Annotated in this window: 17 protein-coding genes, 1 tRNA gene and 1 pseudogene; 6 read left to right on the top strand and 13 right to left on the bottom strand. The window is 63.8% G+C overall.

The window, feature by feature from the left end:
• Positions 1-132: 132 nt before the first annotated feature.
• Both ABR948_RS24595 and ABR948_RS24590 read right to left on the bottom strand, forming a co-directional pair.
• The gene (locus ABR948_RS24595) at positions 133-540 is read right to left on the bottom strand and encodes a thiol-disulfide oxidoreductase DCC family protein (protein ID WP_428123037.1); all 408 of its coding nucleotides are present in this window, start codon (positions 538-540) and stop codon (positions 133-135) included.
• A gap of 8 nt (positions 541-548) precedes the next feature.
• Positions 549-1,448 (bottom strand): dienelactone hydrolase family protein, encoded by a 900-nt coding sequence (locus ABR948_RS24590; protein WP_428123034.1) that lies wholly within the window; start codon positions 1,446-1,448, stop codon positions 549-551.
• Between the two features lie 2 nt (positions 1,449-1,450).
• On the opposite strand from ABR948_RS24590, the gene ABR948_RS24585 reads away from it, so the two are divergent.
• The 3 genes from ABR948_RS24585 to ppa all read left to right on the top strand — a co-directional run bounded on the left by ABR948_RS24585 (position 1,451) and on the right by ppa (position 2,829).
• Positions 1,451-1,681 carry a hypothetical protein gene (locus ABR948_RS24585; protein WP_428123032.1) on the top strand — a complete coding sequence of 77 codons (231 nt, stop codon included), beginning with the start codon at positions 1,451-1,453 and terminating at the stop codon, positions 1,679-1,681.
• 45 nt (positions 1,682-1,726) lie between these two features.
• On the top strand, positions 1,727-2,236 hold the full coding sequence (locus ABR948_RS24580) for a GNAT family N-acetyltransferase (RefSeq protein ID WP_428123030.1): 510 nt from the start codon (positions 1,727-1,729) through the stop codon (positions 2,234-2,236).
• A gap of 62 nt (positions 2,237-2,298) precedes the next feature.
• Positions 2,299-2,829 (top strand): inorganic diphosphatase, encoded by a 531-nt coding sequence (ppa, locus tag ABR948_RS24575; protein WP_428123029.1) that lies wholly within the window; start codon positions 2,299-2,301, stop codon positions 2,827-2,829.
• 119 nt (positions 2,830-2,948) lie between these two features.
• Here the strand turns inward: ppa and folD are convergent, their stop codons facing one another.
• Genes folD through ABR948_RS24560 form a run of 3 tightly spaced genes read right to left on the bottom strand, consistent with a single transcriptional unit; the run spans position 2,949 to position 4,486 of the window.
• A complete protein-coding gene (gene folD / locus ABR948_RS24570) occupies positions 2,949-3,845 on the bottom strand; it encodes a bifunctional methylenetetrahydrofolate dehydrogenase/methenyltetrahydrofolate cyclohydrolase FolD (RefSeq protein WP_428123027.1) in 897 nt (298 codons plus the stop codon).
• A 1-nt stretch (position 3,846) separates the two neighbouring features.
• A complete protein-coding gene (locus ABR948_RS24565; protein WP_428123026.1) occupies positions 3,847-4,170 on the bottom strand; it encodes a DUF167 domain-containing protein in 324 nt (107 codons plus the stop codon).
• A gap of 25 nt (positions 4,171-4,195) precedes the next feature.
• Positions 4,196-4,486, bottom strand: a complete 291-nt coding sequence (locus ABR948_RS24560) for a YggT family protein (protein WP_428123025.1) — start codon at positions 4,484-4,486, stop codon at positions 4,196-4,198.
• A 192-nt stretch (positions 4,487-4,678) separates the two neighbouring features.
• Here ABR948_RS24560 and ABR948_RS24555 point away from each other — a divergent pair.
• Positions 4,679-4,754, top strand: a tRNA-Ala gene (locus ABR948_RS24555).
• A 139-nt stretch (positions 4,755-4,893) separates the two neighbouring features.
• Here the strand turns inward: ABR948_RS24555 and ABR948_RS24550 are convergent.
• The 6 genes and pseudogenes from ABR948_RS24550 to ABR948_RS24525 all read right to left on the bottom strand — a co-directional run bounded on the left by ABR948_RS24550 (position 4,894) and on the right by ABR948_RS24525 (position 10,957).
• The gene (locus tag ABR948_RS24550) at positions 4,894-5,403 is read right to left on the bottom strand and encodes a nuclear transport factor 2 family protein (RefSeq protein ID WP_428123023.1); all 510 of its coding nucleotides are present in this window, start codon (positions 5,401-5,403) and stop codon (positions 4,894-4,896) included.
• A 94-nt stretch (positions 5,404-5,497) separates the two neighbouring features.
• Entirely contained in the window at positions 5,498-6,313 is an 816-nt protein-coding gene (locus tag ABR948_RS24545; RefSeq protein ID WP_428123022.1) for a glutamine amidotransferase, read from the bottom strand.
• A gap of 115 nt (positions 6,314-6,428) precedes the next feature.
• Positions 6,429-7,211 carry an SDR family NAD(P)-dependent oxidoreductase gene (locus ABR948_RS24540; RefSeq protein WP_428123020.1) on the bottom strand — a complete coding sequence of 261 codons (783 nt, stop codon included), beginning with the start codon at positions 7,209-7,211 and terminating at the stop codon, positions 6,429-6,431.
• A gap of 291 nt (positions 7,212-7,502) precedes the next feature.
• A complete protein-coding gene (locus tag ABR948_RS24535) occupies positions 7,503-7,982 on the bottom strand; it encodes a tellurite resistance TerB family protein (RefSeq protein WP_428123019.1) in 480 nt (159 codons plus the stop codon).
• 233 nt (positions 7,983-8,215) lie between these two features.
• A pseudogene (locus ABR948_RS24530) lies at positions 8,216-9,522 on the bottom strand (adenylate/guanylate cyclase domain-containing protein).
• A gap of 46 nt (positions 9,523-9,568) precedes the next feature.
• Complete coding sequence (locus ABR948_RS24525) at positions 9,569-10,957, bottom strand: cytochrome P450 (protein ID WP_428123018.1); 1,389 nt, start codon at positions 10,955-10,957, stop codon at positions 9,569-9,571.
• A gap of 219 nt (positions 10,958-11,176) precedes the next feature.
• Here ABR948_RS24525 and ABR948_RS24520 point away from each other — a divergent pair, with 219 nt between their 5' ends.
• Positions 11,177-12,862: an MFS transporter gene (locus ABR948_RS24520; RefSeq protein ID WP_428123017.1), complete on the top strand. Its 1,686-nt coding sequence runs from the start codon at positions 11,177-11,179 to the stop codon at positions 12,860-12,862.
• A 144-nt stretch (positions 12,863-13,006) separates the two neighbouring features.
• On the opposite strand, the gene ABR948_RS24515 is transcribed toward ABR948_RS24520, so the two are convergent.
• A complete protein-coding gene (locus tag ABR948_RS24515) occupies positions 13,007-13,216 on the bottom strand; it encodes a hypothetical protein (RefSeq protein WP_428123035.1) in 210 nt (69 codons plus the stop codon).
• Positions 13,217-13,392: 176 nt separating this feature from the next.
• Positions 13,393-13,671 carry a hypothetical protein gene (locus ABR948_RS24510; protein WP_428123016.1) on the bottom strand — a complete coding sequence of 93 codons (279 nt, stop codon included), beginning with the start codon at positions 13,669-13,671 and terminating at the stop codon, positions 13,393-13,395.
• 267 nt (positions 13,672-13,938) lie between these two features.
• Here ABR948_RS24510 and ABR948_RS24505 point away from each other — a divergent pair, with 267 nt between their 5' ends.
• Entirely contained in the window at positions 13,939-14,955 is a 1,017-nt protein-coding gene (locus tag ABR948_RS24505) for a polysaccharide deacetylase family protein (protein WP_428123014.1), read from the top strand.
• Positions 14,956-15,089 lie beyond the last annotated feature (134 nt).

Genomic DNA, 15,089 nt, shown 5'->3' with positions numbered 1-15,089 from the left:
GCCACCTCGCCGAATTTTTTCTCGACCGCGCATGGGGCACGGGATTCGGGAGAGCGGGCGGCGGGAGAGGTGATGGCTGCACTCGCGACAAGCTGAAGCGTCATTGCGAGCGAAGCGAAGTAATGACGAATACTACTCCATCACCCGCGCCCGAAACTCCGCATCCGGCACAAAGCACTCCTCATACTTCCCGAATATCCGGTAGCGATTGCGCGCGACCAGATTGTAGATCGCATCACGCAACGGTTTCGGGAATGAGCGCAAGGCGCGGACCCATGTCCATCCCGGCAAATTCGACAGCACCGTCAGCGCCGCGTCGGATTTGAAATACGCCACGCCGCGATGGATCACGGCATTGGTGTCGGGATCCTCCGGGTCGATGCCGAAGGCCTGCGCCAGCCTTGTGCCGTAGCCGGACTGGATCGCGGTGAAGCGAAAGCGCTGGTCGCGGTCGCGCGACGCGATGAAGCGGATCCAGCGCGAGCAGAACACGCAGACGCCGTCATAAAGAATCACGTCGTCGTCGGGCCACGGGTTCATCGCAACCGTCATCGCTTTTTCACCGTACTAGAATCGCTCAGTTTCAAGGCGCGATCCAGTTCCGGGCCTGCGATTTTGACGCCGGCCTCGGTTTCCGGCAGCCAGTGCCCCTCGCTGCCGGCCGCCGCCAGCACGTGAAAGTCGGCTCTGGCGCCGCCGGCGCGGAAGGCGTCGGCCAGTTTTCGTGACAGGTCGGGTGAAAAATAGCTGTCATTGGCCGCCACCAGCCACGTCACCGGCACGCGCGCGCCATGGCCGAATTCGGCCGCCGCGGAGATCAGCGTCTGCGGCGCGCAGACCTGGTTGGGGAAGTCGTTGGCGTGGCCGCCGCGGCCGGGCGCGAACGCAATGATGGCGGAGACGCCAGGCCGATCGGCGCCGGCCAGCGCCAGCGCGCCCCATCCGCCGGCCGAGTGCCCGACCACGACCGTGCCGTCCTGCCGGATGAAGGATTGCGCACGCAGATAATCCAGCGCCGTTAATATCTCGGCGGCCGTGGCGTGCCCGGAGCGGGAATAGTCGGCCTCGTCGCAGCCGCCCTGGTCCTCGAGATATTTTCCACCGGTCGCGCCATGGCCGGGACGTTCCGGCACCAGCACCGCAAAGCCGCGCGCGACCAGCCATGCCGCCAGCGCGCGGTATTCGGGCTGCGGCATTTGAGCGCGACGCAGCACGTTCTGGACCGAGGCATGCGCAATCACCGCCAGCCGAAACGGTCCGTCGCCGATTGGTCGAAACAGCACCGCGTGCGCCGCGGTGTCCGGATCCGGCGACGGGACCAGCCATTGCTGCGCGCGATTAGGCTCGCCCTCCACGCCTTGCGCGCCGAGCCGGACTTGCGCCGCCGCGCTCTGCACCCCGACCGCGGCCAGCACAACCAGCGCGAAAAACGCCTTTAACGATGGCATGAATGGACCTGACGCGGGAACCGGACGGGATTCGGCTTCACCATCAGAATACCCACGGCGAATCAAATCCAGAGCATTTTTCCGTGACCGCCACCCCGGCCAGCCCGTCCGTTCCGGACCGGAATGCCCTGTCGGACATCACCCAACTGCCGTTTTACGCACCGCCTGTCCTTTTTCGGTACAGCCAGACGGCAAAACTGATGCAAAAAATCCACAGCTTAACTCATAATTAACGATGGACCTTGAAGCCGACGCGCTGACTTGCTTTGATTAGAACCATGAGCACAACCCTGATCGAGGTTCGGCCGGCCAAAGCTGCGGATGCAGCCGCGGTGGCGTCCACCCATGACGAAGCCTGGCGCTCGGCCTATCAGGGCATCATTCCCGGCGCCGAGCTGGAGAAGCTCATTAACCGTCGCGGCCCGCAATGGTGGGACAGCGCGATCCGCAAGGGCAGCCGCGTCAGCGTGCTGGTGTTCGGCGACAAGGTCGCGGGCTATGCCAATTACGGCCGCAACCGCGCGCGCAGCCTGCATTTCGAAGGCGAAATCTACGAGCTCTATCTGCGGCCGGAATTCCAGGGTCTCGGCTTCGGCCGCCGGCTGTTCGCCTCGGCCAGGCGCGACCTGCTGCAGAGCGGCCTCAAAAGCATGGTGGTATGGGCGCTCTCCGACAACGATCCGGCGACGGAATTCTACCGTGCGCTGGGTGGCCGCATGGTGGCGCGCTCGTCGGAGAAGTTCGGACCCAAGTCGCTCGACAAGGTCGCCTTCGCCTGGACCAATTGAGCCCTTCGAATTCGCCGGGTCTCCAAAGCCTTATTTAACTCAAAAGCCTTGCGGAGCCATCCATGCGCCTTGACGCCATCTCGATCGGGATCAATCCGCCGCACGACGTCAACGTCATCATCGAAGTACCCGTTGGCGGCGAGCCGATCAAATACGAGATGGACAAGGACGCCGGCACGCTGGTGGTCGACCGCTTTCTCTATACCGCGATGCGCTATCCCGGCAATTACGGCTTCATTCCGCATACGCTGTCGAACGACGGCGACCCCTGCGACGTGCTGGTCGCCAACACCCGCGCGATCGTTCCGGGCGCGGTGATGAGCGTGCGGCCGGTCGGCGTGCTGCTGATGGAAGACGAGGCCGGAGGCGACGAGAAGATCATCGCGGTGCCCTCGTCAAAGCTGACCCAGCGCTACGACAAGGTGCGGACCTACAGCGATCTGCCCGACATTACGCTGCAGCAGATCCAGCACTTCTTCGAGCACTACAAGGATCTCGAACCCGGCAAATGGGTCAAGGTGCTGCGATGGGGCGGCGCCGAGGATGCGCACCAGCTGATCCTGGAAGGCATCGCCCGCGCCAAGGCGAAGTGAAGACGCAGTCGTCATTCCGGGGCGATGCAAAGCATCGAACCCGGAATCTCGAGGTTCCCCGATGTGCAATTGCACATCTGAGGTTCGCTCGTTCCACTCGCGCCCCGGAACGACGGGACTTACACCGCCGGCTTCGGCAACCCGTGAATCGCGCAGGCGGCGCGCAGCGTGTTGACCAAGAGGCACGCCACCGTCATTTGGCCGACGCCGCCCGGCACCGGCGTGATCGCGCCCGCGACCTGCGACACCTCGGCAAAGGCGACATCGCCGACCAGCCGGGTTTTGCCATCCGTATCCGGAAGCCGATTAATACCGACATCGATCACCGTGGCGCCGGGCTTGATCCAGTCGCCGCGCACCATCTCAGGCTTGCCGACGGCGGCGTAAACCAGATCGGCGCGGGCGCATAATTGCTTGAGCTCGCGCGAACGCGAATGCGCGATCGTCACGGTGGCGTTTTCATTGAGCAGCAACTGCACCAGCGGCCGGCCGACCAGATTGGAGCGGCCGATCACGATGGCGTTCATGCCCTCGAGCGAGGCGTGCACGCTCTTGGTCAGGATGATGCAGCCGAGCGGCGTGCAGGGGGACAGCGCGGCCAAGCCGCCGGCAAGCCGCCCGGCATTGTTCGGATGCAGCCCGTCGACGTCCTTGGCCGGATCGATCGCATTGATGACGGTTTCGGTATTGAGCGTTTTCGGCAGCGGCAATTGCACCAGAATGCCGTGCACGGCGGTATCGCGGTTGAGCCGCGCGATCAGCGCCAGCAATTCACCTTGCGCGACATCATCAGGCAACACGTGTTCGAACGACGCCATGCCGGCGGCCTGGGTCTGCTTGTGCTTGCTGCGGACATAGACCTGGCTGGCGGGATCGCTGCCGACCAGCACCACCGCGAGCCCTGGCGTGATCCCTGGCGTAATCCCGTCGCCGCGCTGCACCCGCGCCACTTCATCGGCGACGCGGGCACGAAGTTCGGCGGCAATCAATTTTCCATCGATGATCCGGGCCGTCATCTCAATCCTTCTTCACCGCCGTCAGTTCGCGCAGCATCTCGCCGAGTTTGGCGGGATCGCCGTCGACCGCAATTTGCTTGAGGCGCGAGGTCGTGCCGGACAAGATCCGCACCTTGGCCCTGGCAACGCCGAGGGCTTTGGCGACCAGCTCGGTCACCGCGCGATTGGCTTCGCCGCCCTCGGCGATGGCGCGAACGCGCACCTTGACCACGGTGCGGCCGTTGGCGAGCGTCTCAACGCCGTCGATGTCGTCACGACCGCCGCGCGGGGTGACCCGCAGCGCGACACTGATGCCCTGGGTGGAATAACGCCAGGGATCAGTCATCGCGTCAGGCATCCCATGCTCGCGATCAGAACACGGCGGGATAGATGTAGTAGGTGATCACCCGCTGGATGAACATGATGATCAGGATCAGGATGATCGGCGAGATATCGAGCCCGCCCAGATTCGGCATCACGGAGCGGATCGGCGCCAGCAACGGCTCGGTGATCCGGTACAGGAACTCCGCGACCGCCGCCACGAACTGGTTGCGCGTGTTCACGACATTGAAGGCGATCAGCCAGGACAGGATGGCCGAGGCGATCAGCAGCCAGACATAAAGATCGAGAACAATGAGAACGATGTCGAGAACGGCACGCATGACAGGCTTTACTCGCGGGTTCGGTCGCGGATTCGACTTCCTGCTAAATATCGGTTCCCCCCCGCCCAAACAAGGGAAGTTCCCGGAAAATGGCCCGGAATCAGCAATTTCGCCGTTCTTGACTTGGCCTTGGCGCGGATTGTAAATGGCGCCGATTGCTGGTCGCCTGGTTCACGTCAAGGCGCCCGCGAAGGGGCCATAGCTCAGCTGGGAGAGCGCGTCGTTCGCAATGACGAGGTCGGCGGTTCGATCCCGCCTGGCTCCACCAGCCTTCGCAGGCTGCGCCTGCTTCGGCTCGGCAAGCCCTATCGCAGCGAAGGCTGCCGCGTCGTAGCCCGAAGGGCGAAGACGGGCCTCGGCAAGCTCCACCGCGCGAAGCATCACTTCATCCAGCTCACCGTTCTAACTCACCCGCCCGTCTTTCCCCGCGAACCCTTCCCCCGCGCCAGATAATCCACTGTCTCCGGCCGCTCGTTCAGCCAGCCGCTCCAGCGCCTGAACACTTTTGTCATGCGGTCAGGCTCGACGCCGAGCTGAACCATCGCCACGCCGCCGTTGACGGATTCGCGGTATTCGGCGATCAGGCCGTCGCGCACGGTGAACCGGCTGATGCCGTCGATCACGACGTGCCGGCCGGCGAATTGCGGGATTGTCGAGATGAAGTTCGACAGCGACCACGCATAGCCTTGTTCGCCGTCGAACACCGGATCGAACATTTCCCAGCGATAGTCGGCGGCGTCGCGATGAAACAGATCCTGCATCATATGCGCGATCTCGGCACGGCCGCGATGGGCGCCGTAGATGTAGTCGTAGTAGATCGCGTCCTCGGTAAAATGCCGGGCAAAGCGCGCGCCGTCGCCGGACTCCGCTGACCGCGTCAGATCATCCAGCAGTACGGCGAATTCATCGCTGGTCATGCCACCATCCTCCCGCAGCAAGCGCGGATCCGTTGGCTGACACTATCATATTCGTGATTTGAACCGGTGCCTGGAAAACGGCGGAGAGCGCGCGCTATTCCGCCGCTTGCGCCATCACCGATAACGGCACGCGAGTCAGCCAGCCATCGAGGAAGTGTTTCAACCAGGCGCGCTCGGTGACGTCGTGGATCGCGCGGTCGGCGAAATGCTGATGGCGTGGACAGGCCCCCGGCTCTTCGAGGCGCGCATCGCCGCGCGTGGTCCAGCGATGCATCATCGCGTAGGTCACGTCGGGATGAAACTGCAAGCCGAACGCATGGCCCGATCGGAACGCCTGCACCGGGAAGTCGCCTCCCTCCGCCAGCAATTCGGCGTCACGGGGAAGTTCGAATCCTTCGCGGTGCCAGTGGTAGACCTGATCCGGCCAGTGCCGGCAGAGATCAAGTCCCGCAGCCGTCGGGCGGATCGGGTAATAACCGATCTCGGCACGCCCCAGCGGATGCGGCGCAACCTTGGCGCCGAGTTGCATCGCGAGCATCTGCGCGCCCAGACAAATGCCCAGAAACGGCCGCTGCTCCCTGAGCGGGACCGCGATCCAGTCGATCTCGCGACGAACATAATCATCCGGATCGTTCGCGCTCATCGGGCCGCCGAAAATGACGGCGCCGGCGTGGCCATCCAGTGTTTCCGGTAGCGGATCGCCAAAGCGCGGACGCCGGATGTCCAGCCGGTGTCCGAGCGCCCGCAACGCATTGCCGACGCGGCCCGGCGCCGAGGTTTCCTGGTGCAGCACGATCAGCACCGGCAGCAACGTGTCGGCGGCGGTCGAAGGCGTGACATCGTCAGGTTGCGCGATGCCCGTGAAGTGCAGCACGGTTCCGGCGTTGGTCTTGACCGACTGAAACGACATCGACTTTTCTTTTCGCGGCAATCAAGCCGGAATCATAGCTAAGCAATCGTTAATTTCGTATGAGCTCAGCTCTGGATAAGCAAATCACGGGCCAAAAACGGCTCCGGATCATGCTCTAGCCGCGCTTGCGCAGCTGAAAACGGGCAACCGCCGCCAGGATAAACCCGCGCGGAAACAGCCGCAGCAGAAACGGCACGATCTTGATGCCTAGCCCGGGCAATACGGCCCGCTTGTTGGCCATCAATCCCCGATATCCGGCCCGCGCGACATTCGACGCCGAAACATTCAGGACAGCGGAATCAAATCCGGGCGAAAACCCGGCCCGGGTCTGAAATTCCGACGGCACCGGGCCGGGACACAGCACGGTTACGCGCACGCCGCGAGGACCGAGCTCGCCGCGCAGCGCCTCGGTTAAAGACAGCACATAGGCCTTGGACGCGTAATACACGGCCATGCCGGGCCCCGGCAGGAAGCCGGCGATCGACCCCAGATTGAGGATGCCGCCGCGATGGCGGATCAGATGATCGGAAAACCGCAGCGACAAATCGGTCAGCGCGCGGATGTTGACGGCGATCATGCCAAGCTGCTCGGCGCGGTCCAGTTCGACCGCATTGCCGAACAAACCAAACCCGGCATTGTTGACGACAAACTCGACCTCCACCCCTGCGGCGGCCAGGGCGGCGGCGACTTTGTCGCAGGCATCGGGCTGTTCGAGATCGCAGGGAATCAGGATCGGAGCCGCGCCGCCGGAGACGCCGATTTCGGCGGCCAGCGCCGCCAGGCGATCCGCGCGGCGCGCCACCAGCGCGAGGCGATGGCCATTGGAAGCGAACACGCGGGCCAGTTCGGCACCTATTCCAGCCGAGGCACCGGTAATCAGCGTCACACGCTCAGTCACGATTCAATTCTCGTAAATAAATGGCAGGATATGCCCACGACGGCAGCATACGCCTTAGGCGGGATGCAAGCCGCCTGCAAGCATTTCGGTGTCTTCAAGACCGCAATGCGGCAGAATTAAACAGGGGAATTACGGGAATAAACACACCGGCAAAGCCGGACGGTCCGGCAAATTAAAATTTCGTCATGTCCGGTACCGCGCCATCAGGGTCCCGAAACACGTTGCACCGCGGCGTGCCGGATCGCCGCGCCCGCCAAGCCTCACTCGTCATCACGTCTCACGCGTCAAGTCTCAATTGCCCGCGGCCGACGCGGATTGCGCGCCGGCCACGCGATGCTTGAGATCAATCCGGTCGCGCGACGACACGCCAAGCAGATCGGCGGCGCGCCAGACCACATTGTCCTCGAACTCGCTGACCTGGCCATCGGCGTAAACCAGCTCCCACATCATTTCGACAATGCGGAGCCGGCCTGCCTCATCGACCGAGCGCATAATGACGCTGGTGAAATGATAGAGATCGACCGCCTCGCCCTCGACCAGCGTCGCGGACGCGATCAATTGATCCGCGGTTCCCGGATCAAGCCCGAAGCGACTTTCGATCAGACTGTGCAATTTGCGCTTTTCAACGTCGGATGGTTCGCCGTCGAGCGAGATGACGTGAACCAGCAACGCGGTGGCCGCCAGACGATATCCGGTATCGTCAAAAGCCCGAGGCTCGTGTCCGTTCGGAGAAATAACGTCGGCAATGAATTGGCGCAGTCCGTCCAGCATCAGTTCCTACCGCAATGGTGTGTGATAGCGTTTTCGAGCAAAGTGGGTACCGGTTCGCGTAAAGAAAACGCGTCAAAACAAAAGATTAGAGCCCGGTTCTGATTCAATCAGAACCGATCAGGCTCTAGCCGCCGCATCGGCGGCTACCGATATATGGGCTGGAAATTCAACGCGCGCAATCCGCGCCGGTGCCGCGGCCGTATTACGATTAGGCCATTTACAATTAGGCAATCTCAGGGGATTTCATAAACCACGATCTTGTCGGCGATGCCGCGCAGCGCCGCGTGTTTTTGAATCGGCTTGATGGCCCCCTGGTCCAGGATGGCGGCCACGGCGGGCGCGTCGATCACCGGCCCGGTGATATGAATCGATTGCGAGGTTGCCAGACCCTGAACCCGGGCCGCGATGTTGACGGTCTGACCGAAATAATCCTGCCGCTCATTGAGCATGACGGCAAGGCACGGCCCCTCATGAATGCCGATCTTGACCACGAGGTCATCGGTGCCGCGCTCGGCATTGAGCGCGTCCATGGCGGCGCGCATCCGCAACCCCGCGGCCAGCGCGTGTTCGGGCCGCACGAAGGTCGCCATCACGGCGTCGCCGATCGTCTTCACGACCGCGCCCTTCTCGGACGAGATGATTTCCAGCAGCGCGTGGAAATGCGCCCGCACCAGATCGAAGGCGGCGAGATCGCCGACCCGCTCATAGAGTGCGGTAGAGCCCTTGAGGTCGGTGAACAGGAACGTCAGCGACGTGATCTTGAGGCGCTGATCGATGTTGAGGTTGTCGGCCTTGTAGACGTCGCGGAAGGTCTGGTTGGTCAGCATTCGCTTGGCGGTGAGGAACGGTTTGCGCTTGCCGATCAAATGATGCAGCGCATCGGCGGCGACAAACACCGACGGCAACACCCGCACCCCGGCCTGGTTGTCGAGCGACAGCCGCAACGGGCCGGGGCGCAATGTCATGGTTCCGACCGGCGCCTGAATCTGGTTGTAGATCAGCGCCAATTGCTGACGCTCCCTGGTGGGATCGCCCTGGACGTCGATGAACTGCGCCGAATGCGTCACCGGCTCGAACACGATGATGAATTGCGGCGGCAGTTGCAGCGACAGCACCGCTTTCTCGCCGGCCGGCAATTCGAGCGCGTCCAGCACCACCTCCTCGGACAGCGCCGCGAATGACTCCTGGTTGAAATCGACGCCGGAACTCCAGAACACTTGTTTGTAATATTCCCAGATCGGCAACGTATTGGGATCATGCGCCGCGATGCGCCGGACCCTGGGACTGACGGTGAAGGCGACCTCGACCTGCTCGTCGACCGAGGCCTCGTAACCGCAGGCGCACAGCCCGCAATGATAATCGTCGTGGCGCAGCGATTTCAGCGTGCTGTGGGCATCGAGCACGCCGCTGAAAAATCCAGAACGTTGATCCGGTTGAGCTCGTGGTCCTCGCCGGTCTCGATCAGCCGCGCGATGGCCTCGGCCACCCCAGCGTCGGCCGTCTGCTTCAGTACTGAAAACTGGGCCTGGATGTCGCTCATACCGGTCGCTTAGATGAGTACACCAGAGCGACCGCGCAAGGGCTAACTAGCGGGGTGTGATCCGAAACATCGGTGAGCGGTCGGGCTGCGTCGTCACCACGCCAAGCGGCATCACCGGCTCCTGGTCGATGAGCTCGACGCGGAAGGCGCCGATCATCTTGGCGAGCGCCAGGGTGGCTTCCACCAGCGCGAAATGCGCGCCGATGCAGACCCGGGCGCCGACGCCAAACGGCAAATAGGCGAAGCGATCGGGCGGCGGCGCACCCGGCATGAAGCGCGCGGGGATGAAGGCGTTCGGATTGTGCCAGAGCTTTTCATGACGATGCAGCAGCCACGGCGCGATCAGGAGCACGTCGTTCTTCCTGATCGGCAGGCCTGCGACCGTATCGGCGGCGTAGGCCGCGCGCGCGATCAGAAACGCCGGCGGATAGAGCCGCATGGTTTCATCGACCACCGCACGGGTGAATTTCAGCCGGTCGAGATCGAGCGCGCCATTGACGCTGGCGCCCTGAACCTCGGCCGCCAATTGATCCTGGGTCGCGCTGTCGAGCGCCAGCAGATACAGCGACCAGAACAGCGCCGTGGCGGTGGTCTCGTGGCCGGCGAGAATCATCGTCGCCACCTGATCGCCGAGCTGTTCGTCGCTGAAGGATTCGCCGGTCTCCGGATCGCGCGCCGCGTCCATCAGGTCGAACAGATCGCGCGCCGGCGCCCCTTCGTTCTTGCCGGCGGCGCGGCGCTCTTTCATCAAGGAGCCGATGAACTGTGTCCAGCGCTTGCGGAAACGGGCGCGGGAAAAATCCTGCGGGCTTGGCCAGCCCAGCGGCAACACCAGATCGAGAAAATGCGGGCGCGCCAGCCGCGCGCCATATTCCATCACGAAATCGCGCAGGGTCGGGCCGTGACGGCCCATCTCGAACGAGAACATGGTGCGCCCGGCGATCTCGAGCGTCATCCGCTGCATCGCCTCGCGCAGATCGACCGGGCCGCTGCTTACCGCCTGCAGCTTCGCAATCGTTTCATCCGTCGCCGCGATCATGTGCGGAATGAGCGGCGCCACCGCGCGCGGCGTGAAGGCCGGCGCCAGTGTTCGGCGCTGGTGTTTCCAGGCGCGGCCCTCGGCAATCAGCAGGCCTTCGCCCAGCACCGGACGCAGCACCCGGATCCCGGCCGGCGTTCGCGTGTAGTTCTCGTAATTGTCGACCAGCACATGGCGGATCGCGTCCGGCGTGTTGAGAATAAAGCTGCTGCGCCCGAGGAAGCGGCCCTGGATGACGTCCTCTTCGTAAGCCGGCTGCCCCCAGGTTGCGATCATGCTTTGGCGGATCAACGCGATTCGCCGCAGCGCGCTCATGGTTTCGGATGCGCGCGGTGGACTGGGCGGCACCAGCGGCTGACGTGTGACCGGAATATCCCAGGCTTCGGCTATGCTCACGGACGTCCTCGCGAAAAGCTTTGTGACGGGACCTGTGTCTGGCCATCCTATCAGCTCCGGAATCCGGGCGCCATGAAGGCGCGGAACATCGCCCCATGCCATCCGGCGGAATATCGGCCGAAGGCCGCCTAACCACTGGACAGCCAAGGACTTTCGCGGGCATCACTGCAAACCCCAGGGAATCAGGGCCGGCCACGACCGGCGTCAACGGAACGGGCCATGACCGAACAGCGAAAACGCTTCGCAGCCGATGGCGTCACCGCGCCGCTGCGGCATTCCGCGTTCCGGCGGATCTGGCTGGCGAGCCTGCTCTCCAACCTCGGCCTGTTGATTCAGGGGGTCGGGGCCGCCTGGGCCATGACCCAGATGACATCGTCGGCCGACAAGGTCGCGCTGGTGCAGACCGCGCTGATGCTGCCGGTGATGCTGATCTCGATGCCGGCCGGCGCCATCGCCGACATGTATGACCGGCGCATCGTGGCGCTGGTCTCGCTGGCGATTGCGCTGTCGGGCGCAACGGCGCTGACGGTGCTGGCGTGGCTGGGCCTGATCACGCCGTCGACCCTGCTGGCGTTTTGTTTCGTGGTCGGCAGCGGCATGGCGCTGTTCGGCCCGGCCTGGCAATCCTCGGTCAGCGAGCAGGTGCCGGCGGAAACCCTGCCATCCGCGGTGGCGCTGAACGGCATCAGCTACAATATCGCGCGGAGTTTTGGTCCGGCCATCGGCGGTATCGTGGTCGCCACCGCCGGCGCGGTCGCAGCCTTCGCTTCCAACGCGGTACTTTATATCCCGCTGCTGGTCGTGCTGTTTCTGTGGCGCCGAACCCATGAGCCGTCGCGGCTGCCGCGCGAACGTCTCAACCGCGCCATCGTCTCGGGCGTCCGTTACATCGCCAACTCGCCCTCGATCCGCATCGTGCTGGCGCGCACGCTGGTGATGGGCACGCTCGGCGGCTCGGTATCGGCGCTGATGCCGCTGGTGGCGCGCGATCTCCTGCATGGCGGCGCGCAAACCTACGGCATCATGCTCGGTGCCTTCGGGATGGGTGCGGTGATCGGCGCGCTCAACATCGCCGAAGTGCGCAAGCGCATGAGCGGCGAGTCCGCAATCCGCGCCTGTGCGCTGTCGATGGGGGGCGCGATCGCGGCGGTGGCGCTGAGCCGGGAGCCGGTGCTGACAGCGGCGGCGCTGGTGATCGCGGGCGCGGTGTGGATGCTCGCGGTCGCCTTGTTCAACATCGGCGTGCAGCTCTCGGCGCCGCGCTGGGTCGCCGGCCGCTCGCTGGCGGCGTTCCAGGCGTCGATCGCCGGCGGCATCGCGATCGGGAGCTGGGGCTGGGGACATCTGACCGACGCGGTCGGCGTGGAAACCGCGCTACTGGTTTCCGCCGCGCTGATGTTCGCCTCGCCGCTGCTCGGCCTGTGGCTGCGGATGCCGCGGATCGGCGCGCGCAACGAGGATGCGGAAGTGCTCGCCGACCCCGAGGTGCAGCTGCTGCTGACCGCGCGCAGCGGGCCGCTGGTGGTCGAGATCGAATATCGCGTGGCGCAGGAAAATGCCCGCCCGTTCCACACCGTGATGCAGCAGGTGCAGCTCAGCCGCCAGCGCAATGGCGCCTATGGCTGGTCGATCGCGCGCGACATCGCCGATCCCGAACTGTGGACCGAGCGCTATCATTGTCCGACCTGGCTGGATTATCTGCGCCAGCGCAACCGCTCGACACAATCCGAGCGCGCGCTGCATCAAGAGGCCATCGCGTTTCATCTCGGCCCCGACCCGGTGCGTATCCGCCGCATGCTGGAGCGGCCGTTCGGATCGGTGCGCTGGAAGGACGAATCGCCGGACCGCGCCGCCCGCGAAGTTCTGCCGGTCGCCTCCGCCGCGGCGGGAAGCAGCAGCACGTAGGCTTGGCGTTAAAAGGTGTCGTCATTCCGGGGCAGCCCGCAGGGCTGAACCTCAGATGTGCAATTGCACATCGGGGAATCTCGCAATTATTATCTCGAGATTCCGGGTTCGCGCTAACGCGCGCCCCGGAATGACGGGGGTTACCTACTGTCCGTTATCGGTCAGGACTTTCTCGCAGGCCTTGCTGAGCCGGGCGCGGTTTTGCTTGAGGCAGCCCAGAACGACGGAATCGCCGTCATTCATCACGGCCCGGCAATGGCGCGACACATCCCTTGCACAGGCATCGTGCCCCTGCTGCGCTGACGCCGCGGAGGCCATTACGGCAAACGAAGTAATAAAAAGTATTCGGATCATCTGGCTACGCCTTACCTTATCCATGCGCGCGATCAGATTCTGACGCGCCGGTGATGTCAATGCGCCGGAAGCGCGCAAATACACAGGGATAAAGCAGCGGCCGAAGCCGTCGTCGTGGAACCGGTCATCGGGCACGCATTTGCGCGGCCCGGCGCCACCAAAGCGCAACTTCCTGATTACTCAGCCGCGACCTTGCTGGACCGCTCGGCCTGACCCTTGTCCATCACGGTCCGGCAACCCTGGCTCAGTTCGGCCCGGTGCTTGACCATGCAGGCGGTGATTTTCGGAATATTGGGGATTTCGGAACTGCAGAGGCGGAACGCGTCGCCGGTGCACATCTGCTGCGCCTCGGCGCTGAAGGCAAAGCTCGAGGTCGACGACAGCGCGGACAGCGAAACGGCGAAAGTCAGCACCAAACCGGCCTGACGAAGTGTCCTGGTGAAAGAAGCAGTCATTTTCGGCTCCTGTTGGTTCGCCGTATCCGCGGCGCGTTGTTGATGGCTGTTAGTGCCTCAACGGCCTGGTACGGACTGTGACGTCAGTCACTCCACCGGAACCCTGTGACTTTCATCACTCGGGCGGCCTGTTCCGCCCCGGAACCCCATTACGAGCCGCGTTCATTAGCGATGCGTAAACAGCGCCGCGTTGGTGCGGCGTTAATAACTATTTCCCATAAATGACCTGGCTCCAATTTTATCGCGCGTAGTTCAGGAAGCGTAACCATGCGAAATGCAGCAGGTCTGATGTTGGCAAGTCTGGTGGTGGCTTTCGTCATCGCCGGTGTGTGGTTCTGGACCGCGACGCCGCGCACCGACCTGACCCCGCCCCAGGCCATCAGCGCCGCGCAGCTTCCAGCTGCCGCTCCCGCCAAGGCCGGCGCGCCCCGGGACGATGTTGAGGTCACCGGTGCTATACCGGAAAAGCCCGCGCTCGCGCCGGCGCCGGCGAAGACCGCATGCGCCAATCCCGATGCGCTTGGCGTCAGCCGCGTGGTCGAGATCGACACCACGGGTGGACCGGGCTTCGGTTTCGAGCATTTCAAGCAGCTCGACTTCCTGGCCGACAAGGAAGTCGTTCTGACCTTCGACGACGGTCCGTGGCCGGCCAATACCCCCGCCGTGCTCAAGGCGCTCGCTGATGAATGCACCAAGGCGGTGTTCTTCCCGATCGGCAAGCACGCCACCTATCATCCCGAGATTCTGCGGCAGGTCGCCGCGGCCGGCCACACCATTGGCGCCCATACCTGGTCGCACGCCAACCTCAACAGCAAGAAGATCACCGAGCAGCAGGCCAAGGACGAGATCGAAAAAGGCTACAGCGCCGTCAAGCTGGCACTGGGCACGGCGCCGTCGCCGTTCTTTCGTTTCCCCGAACTGCAGCATGGCCCGGCGGCGATGGCCTATCTCGGCACCCGCAATGTCGCGATGTTTTCCTGCGACGCCGACTCCTTCGACTTCAGGGCCAAGGACGCGGCCCAGATCATCAACACCGTCATGACCAAGATGGACAAGCTCGGCAAGGGCATCATCCTGATGCATGATTTCCAGAAGCACACCGCCGAAGCCCTGCCGACCCTGCTGCGCCGCCTCAAGGCCGGCGGTTACAAGATCGTGCAGATGAAGGCCAAGACGCCGTTCCAGACCCTGCCCGAATATGACGAGGCCATGGTCAAGGACATGAAGCTGCCCGCAACCAGCCTGCGGCCGGTGAACAGCGTGGTGCAGACGGTCTCGCAGTAGCGGGTGGCGGAAACCGTCGCTCGGTCGTGAACTCGGCGCCGCCGTCCGGCCTGTGACGAATTGAAAAAGCGCTGGTGCCGCAAACAGGACTCGAACCTGTGACCCCGTCATTACGAATGACGTGCTCTACCAAC

The sequence above is a fragment of the Bradyrhizobium sp. genome, from assembly GCF_050014615.1.
Lineage (GTDB): Bacteria > Pseudomonadota > Alphaproteobacteria > Rhizobiales > Xanthobacteraceae > Bradyrhizobium.
Note: the sequence above shows the minus strand (reverse complement) of the source record. Positions and strands in the feature narration are given on the sequence as shown.

What these genes read in the sequence shown, in the direction of transcription:
- ABR948_RS24595 (WP_428123037.1), bottom strand. Translation starts at nt 540, where the DNA reads ATGAACCCGTGGCCCGACGACGACGTGATTCTTTATGACGGCGTCTGC.
- ABR948_RS24590 (WP_428123034.1), bottom strand. Translation starts at nt 1,448, where the DNA reads ATGCCATCGTTAAAGGCGTTTTTCGCGCTGGTTGTGCTGGCCGCGGTC.
- ABR948_RS24585 (WP_428123032.1), top strand. Translation starts at nt 1,451, where the DNA reads ATGGACCTGACGCGGGAACCGGACGGGATTCGGCTTCACCATCAGAAT.
- ABR948_RS24580 (WP_428123030.1), top strand. Translation starts at nt 1,727, where the DNA reads ATGAGCACAACCCTGATCGAGGTTCGGCCGGCCAAAGCTGCGGATGCA.
- ppa (WP_428123029.1), top strand. Translation starts at nt 2,299, where the DNA reads ATGCGCCTTGACGCCATCTCGATCGGGATCAATCCGCCGCACGACGTC.
- folD (WP_428123027.1), bottom strand. Translation starts at nt 3,845, where the DNA reads ATGACGGCCCGGATCATCGATGGAAAATTGATTGCCGCCGAACTTCGT.
- ABR948_RS24565 (WP_428123026.1), bottom strand. Translation starts at nt 4,170, where the DNA reads ATGACTGATCCCTGGCGTTATTCCACCCAGGGCATCAGTGTCGCGCTG.
- ABR948_RS24560 (WP_428123025.1), bottom strand. Translation starts at nt 4,486, where the DNA reads ATGCGTGCCGTTCTCGACATCGTTCTCATTGTTCTCGATCTTTATGTC.
- ABR948_RS24550 (WP_428123023.1), bottom strand. Translation starts at nt 5,403, where the DNA reads ATGACCAGCGATGAATTCGCCGTACTGCTGGATGATCTGACGCGGTCA.
- ABR948_RS24545 (WP_428123022.1), bottom strand. Translation starts at nt 6,313, where the DNA reads ATGTCGTTTCAGTCGGTCAAGACCAACGCCGGAACCGTGCTGCACTTC.
- ABR948_RS24535 (WP_428123019.1), bottom strand. Translation starts at nt 7,982, where the DNA reads ATGCTGGACGGACTGCGCCAATTCATTGCCGACGTTATTTCTCCGAAC.
- ABR948_RS24520 (WP_428123017.1), top strand. Translation starts at nt 11,177, where the DNA reads ATGACCGAACAGCGAAAACGCTTCGCAGCCGATGGCGTCACCGCGCCG.
- ABR948_RS24515 (WP_428123035.1), bottom strand. Translation starts at nt 13,216, where the DNA reads ATGATCCGAATACTTTTTATTACTTCGTTTGCCGTAATGGCCTCCGCG.
- ABR948_RS24510 (WP_428123016.1), bottom strand. Translation starts at nt 13,671, where the DNA reads ATGACTGCTTCTTTCACCAGGACACTTCGTCAGGCCGGTTTGGTGCTG.
- ABR948_RS24505 (WP_428123014.1), top strand. Translation starts at nt 13,939, where the DNA reads ATGCGAAATGCAGCAGGTCTGATGTTGGCAAGTCTGGTGGTGGCTTTC.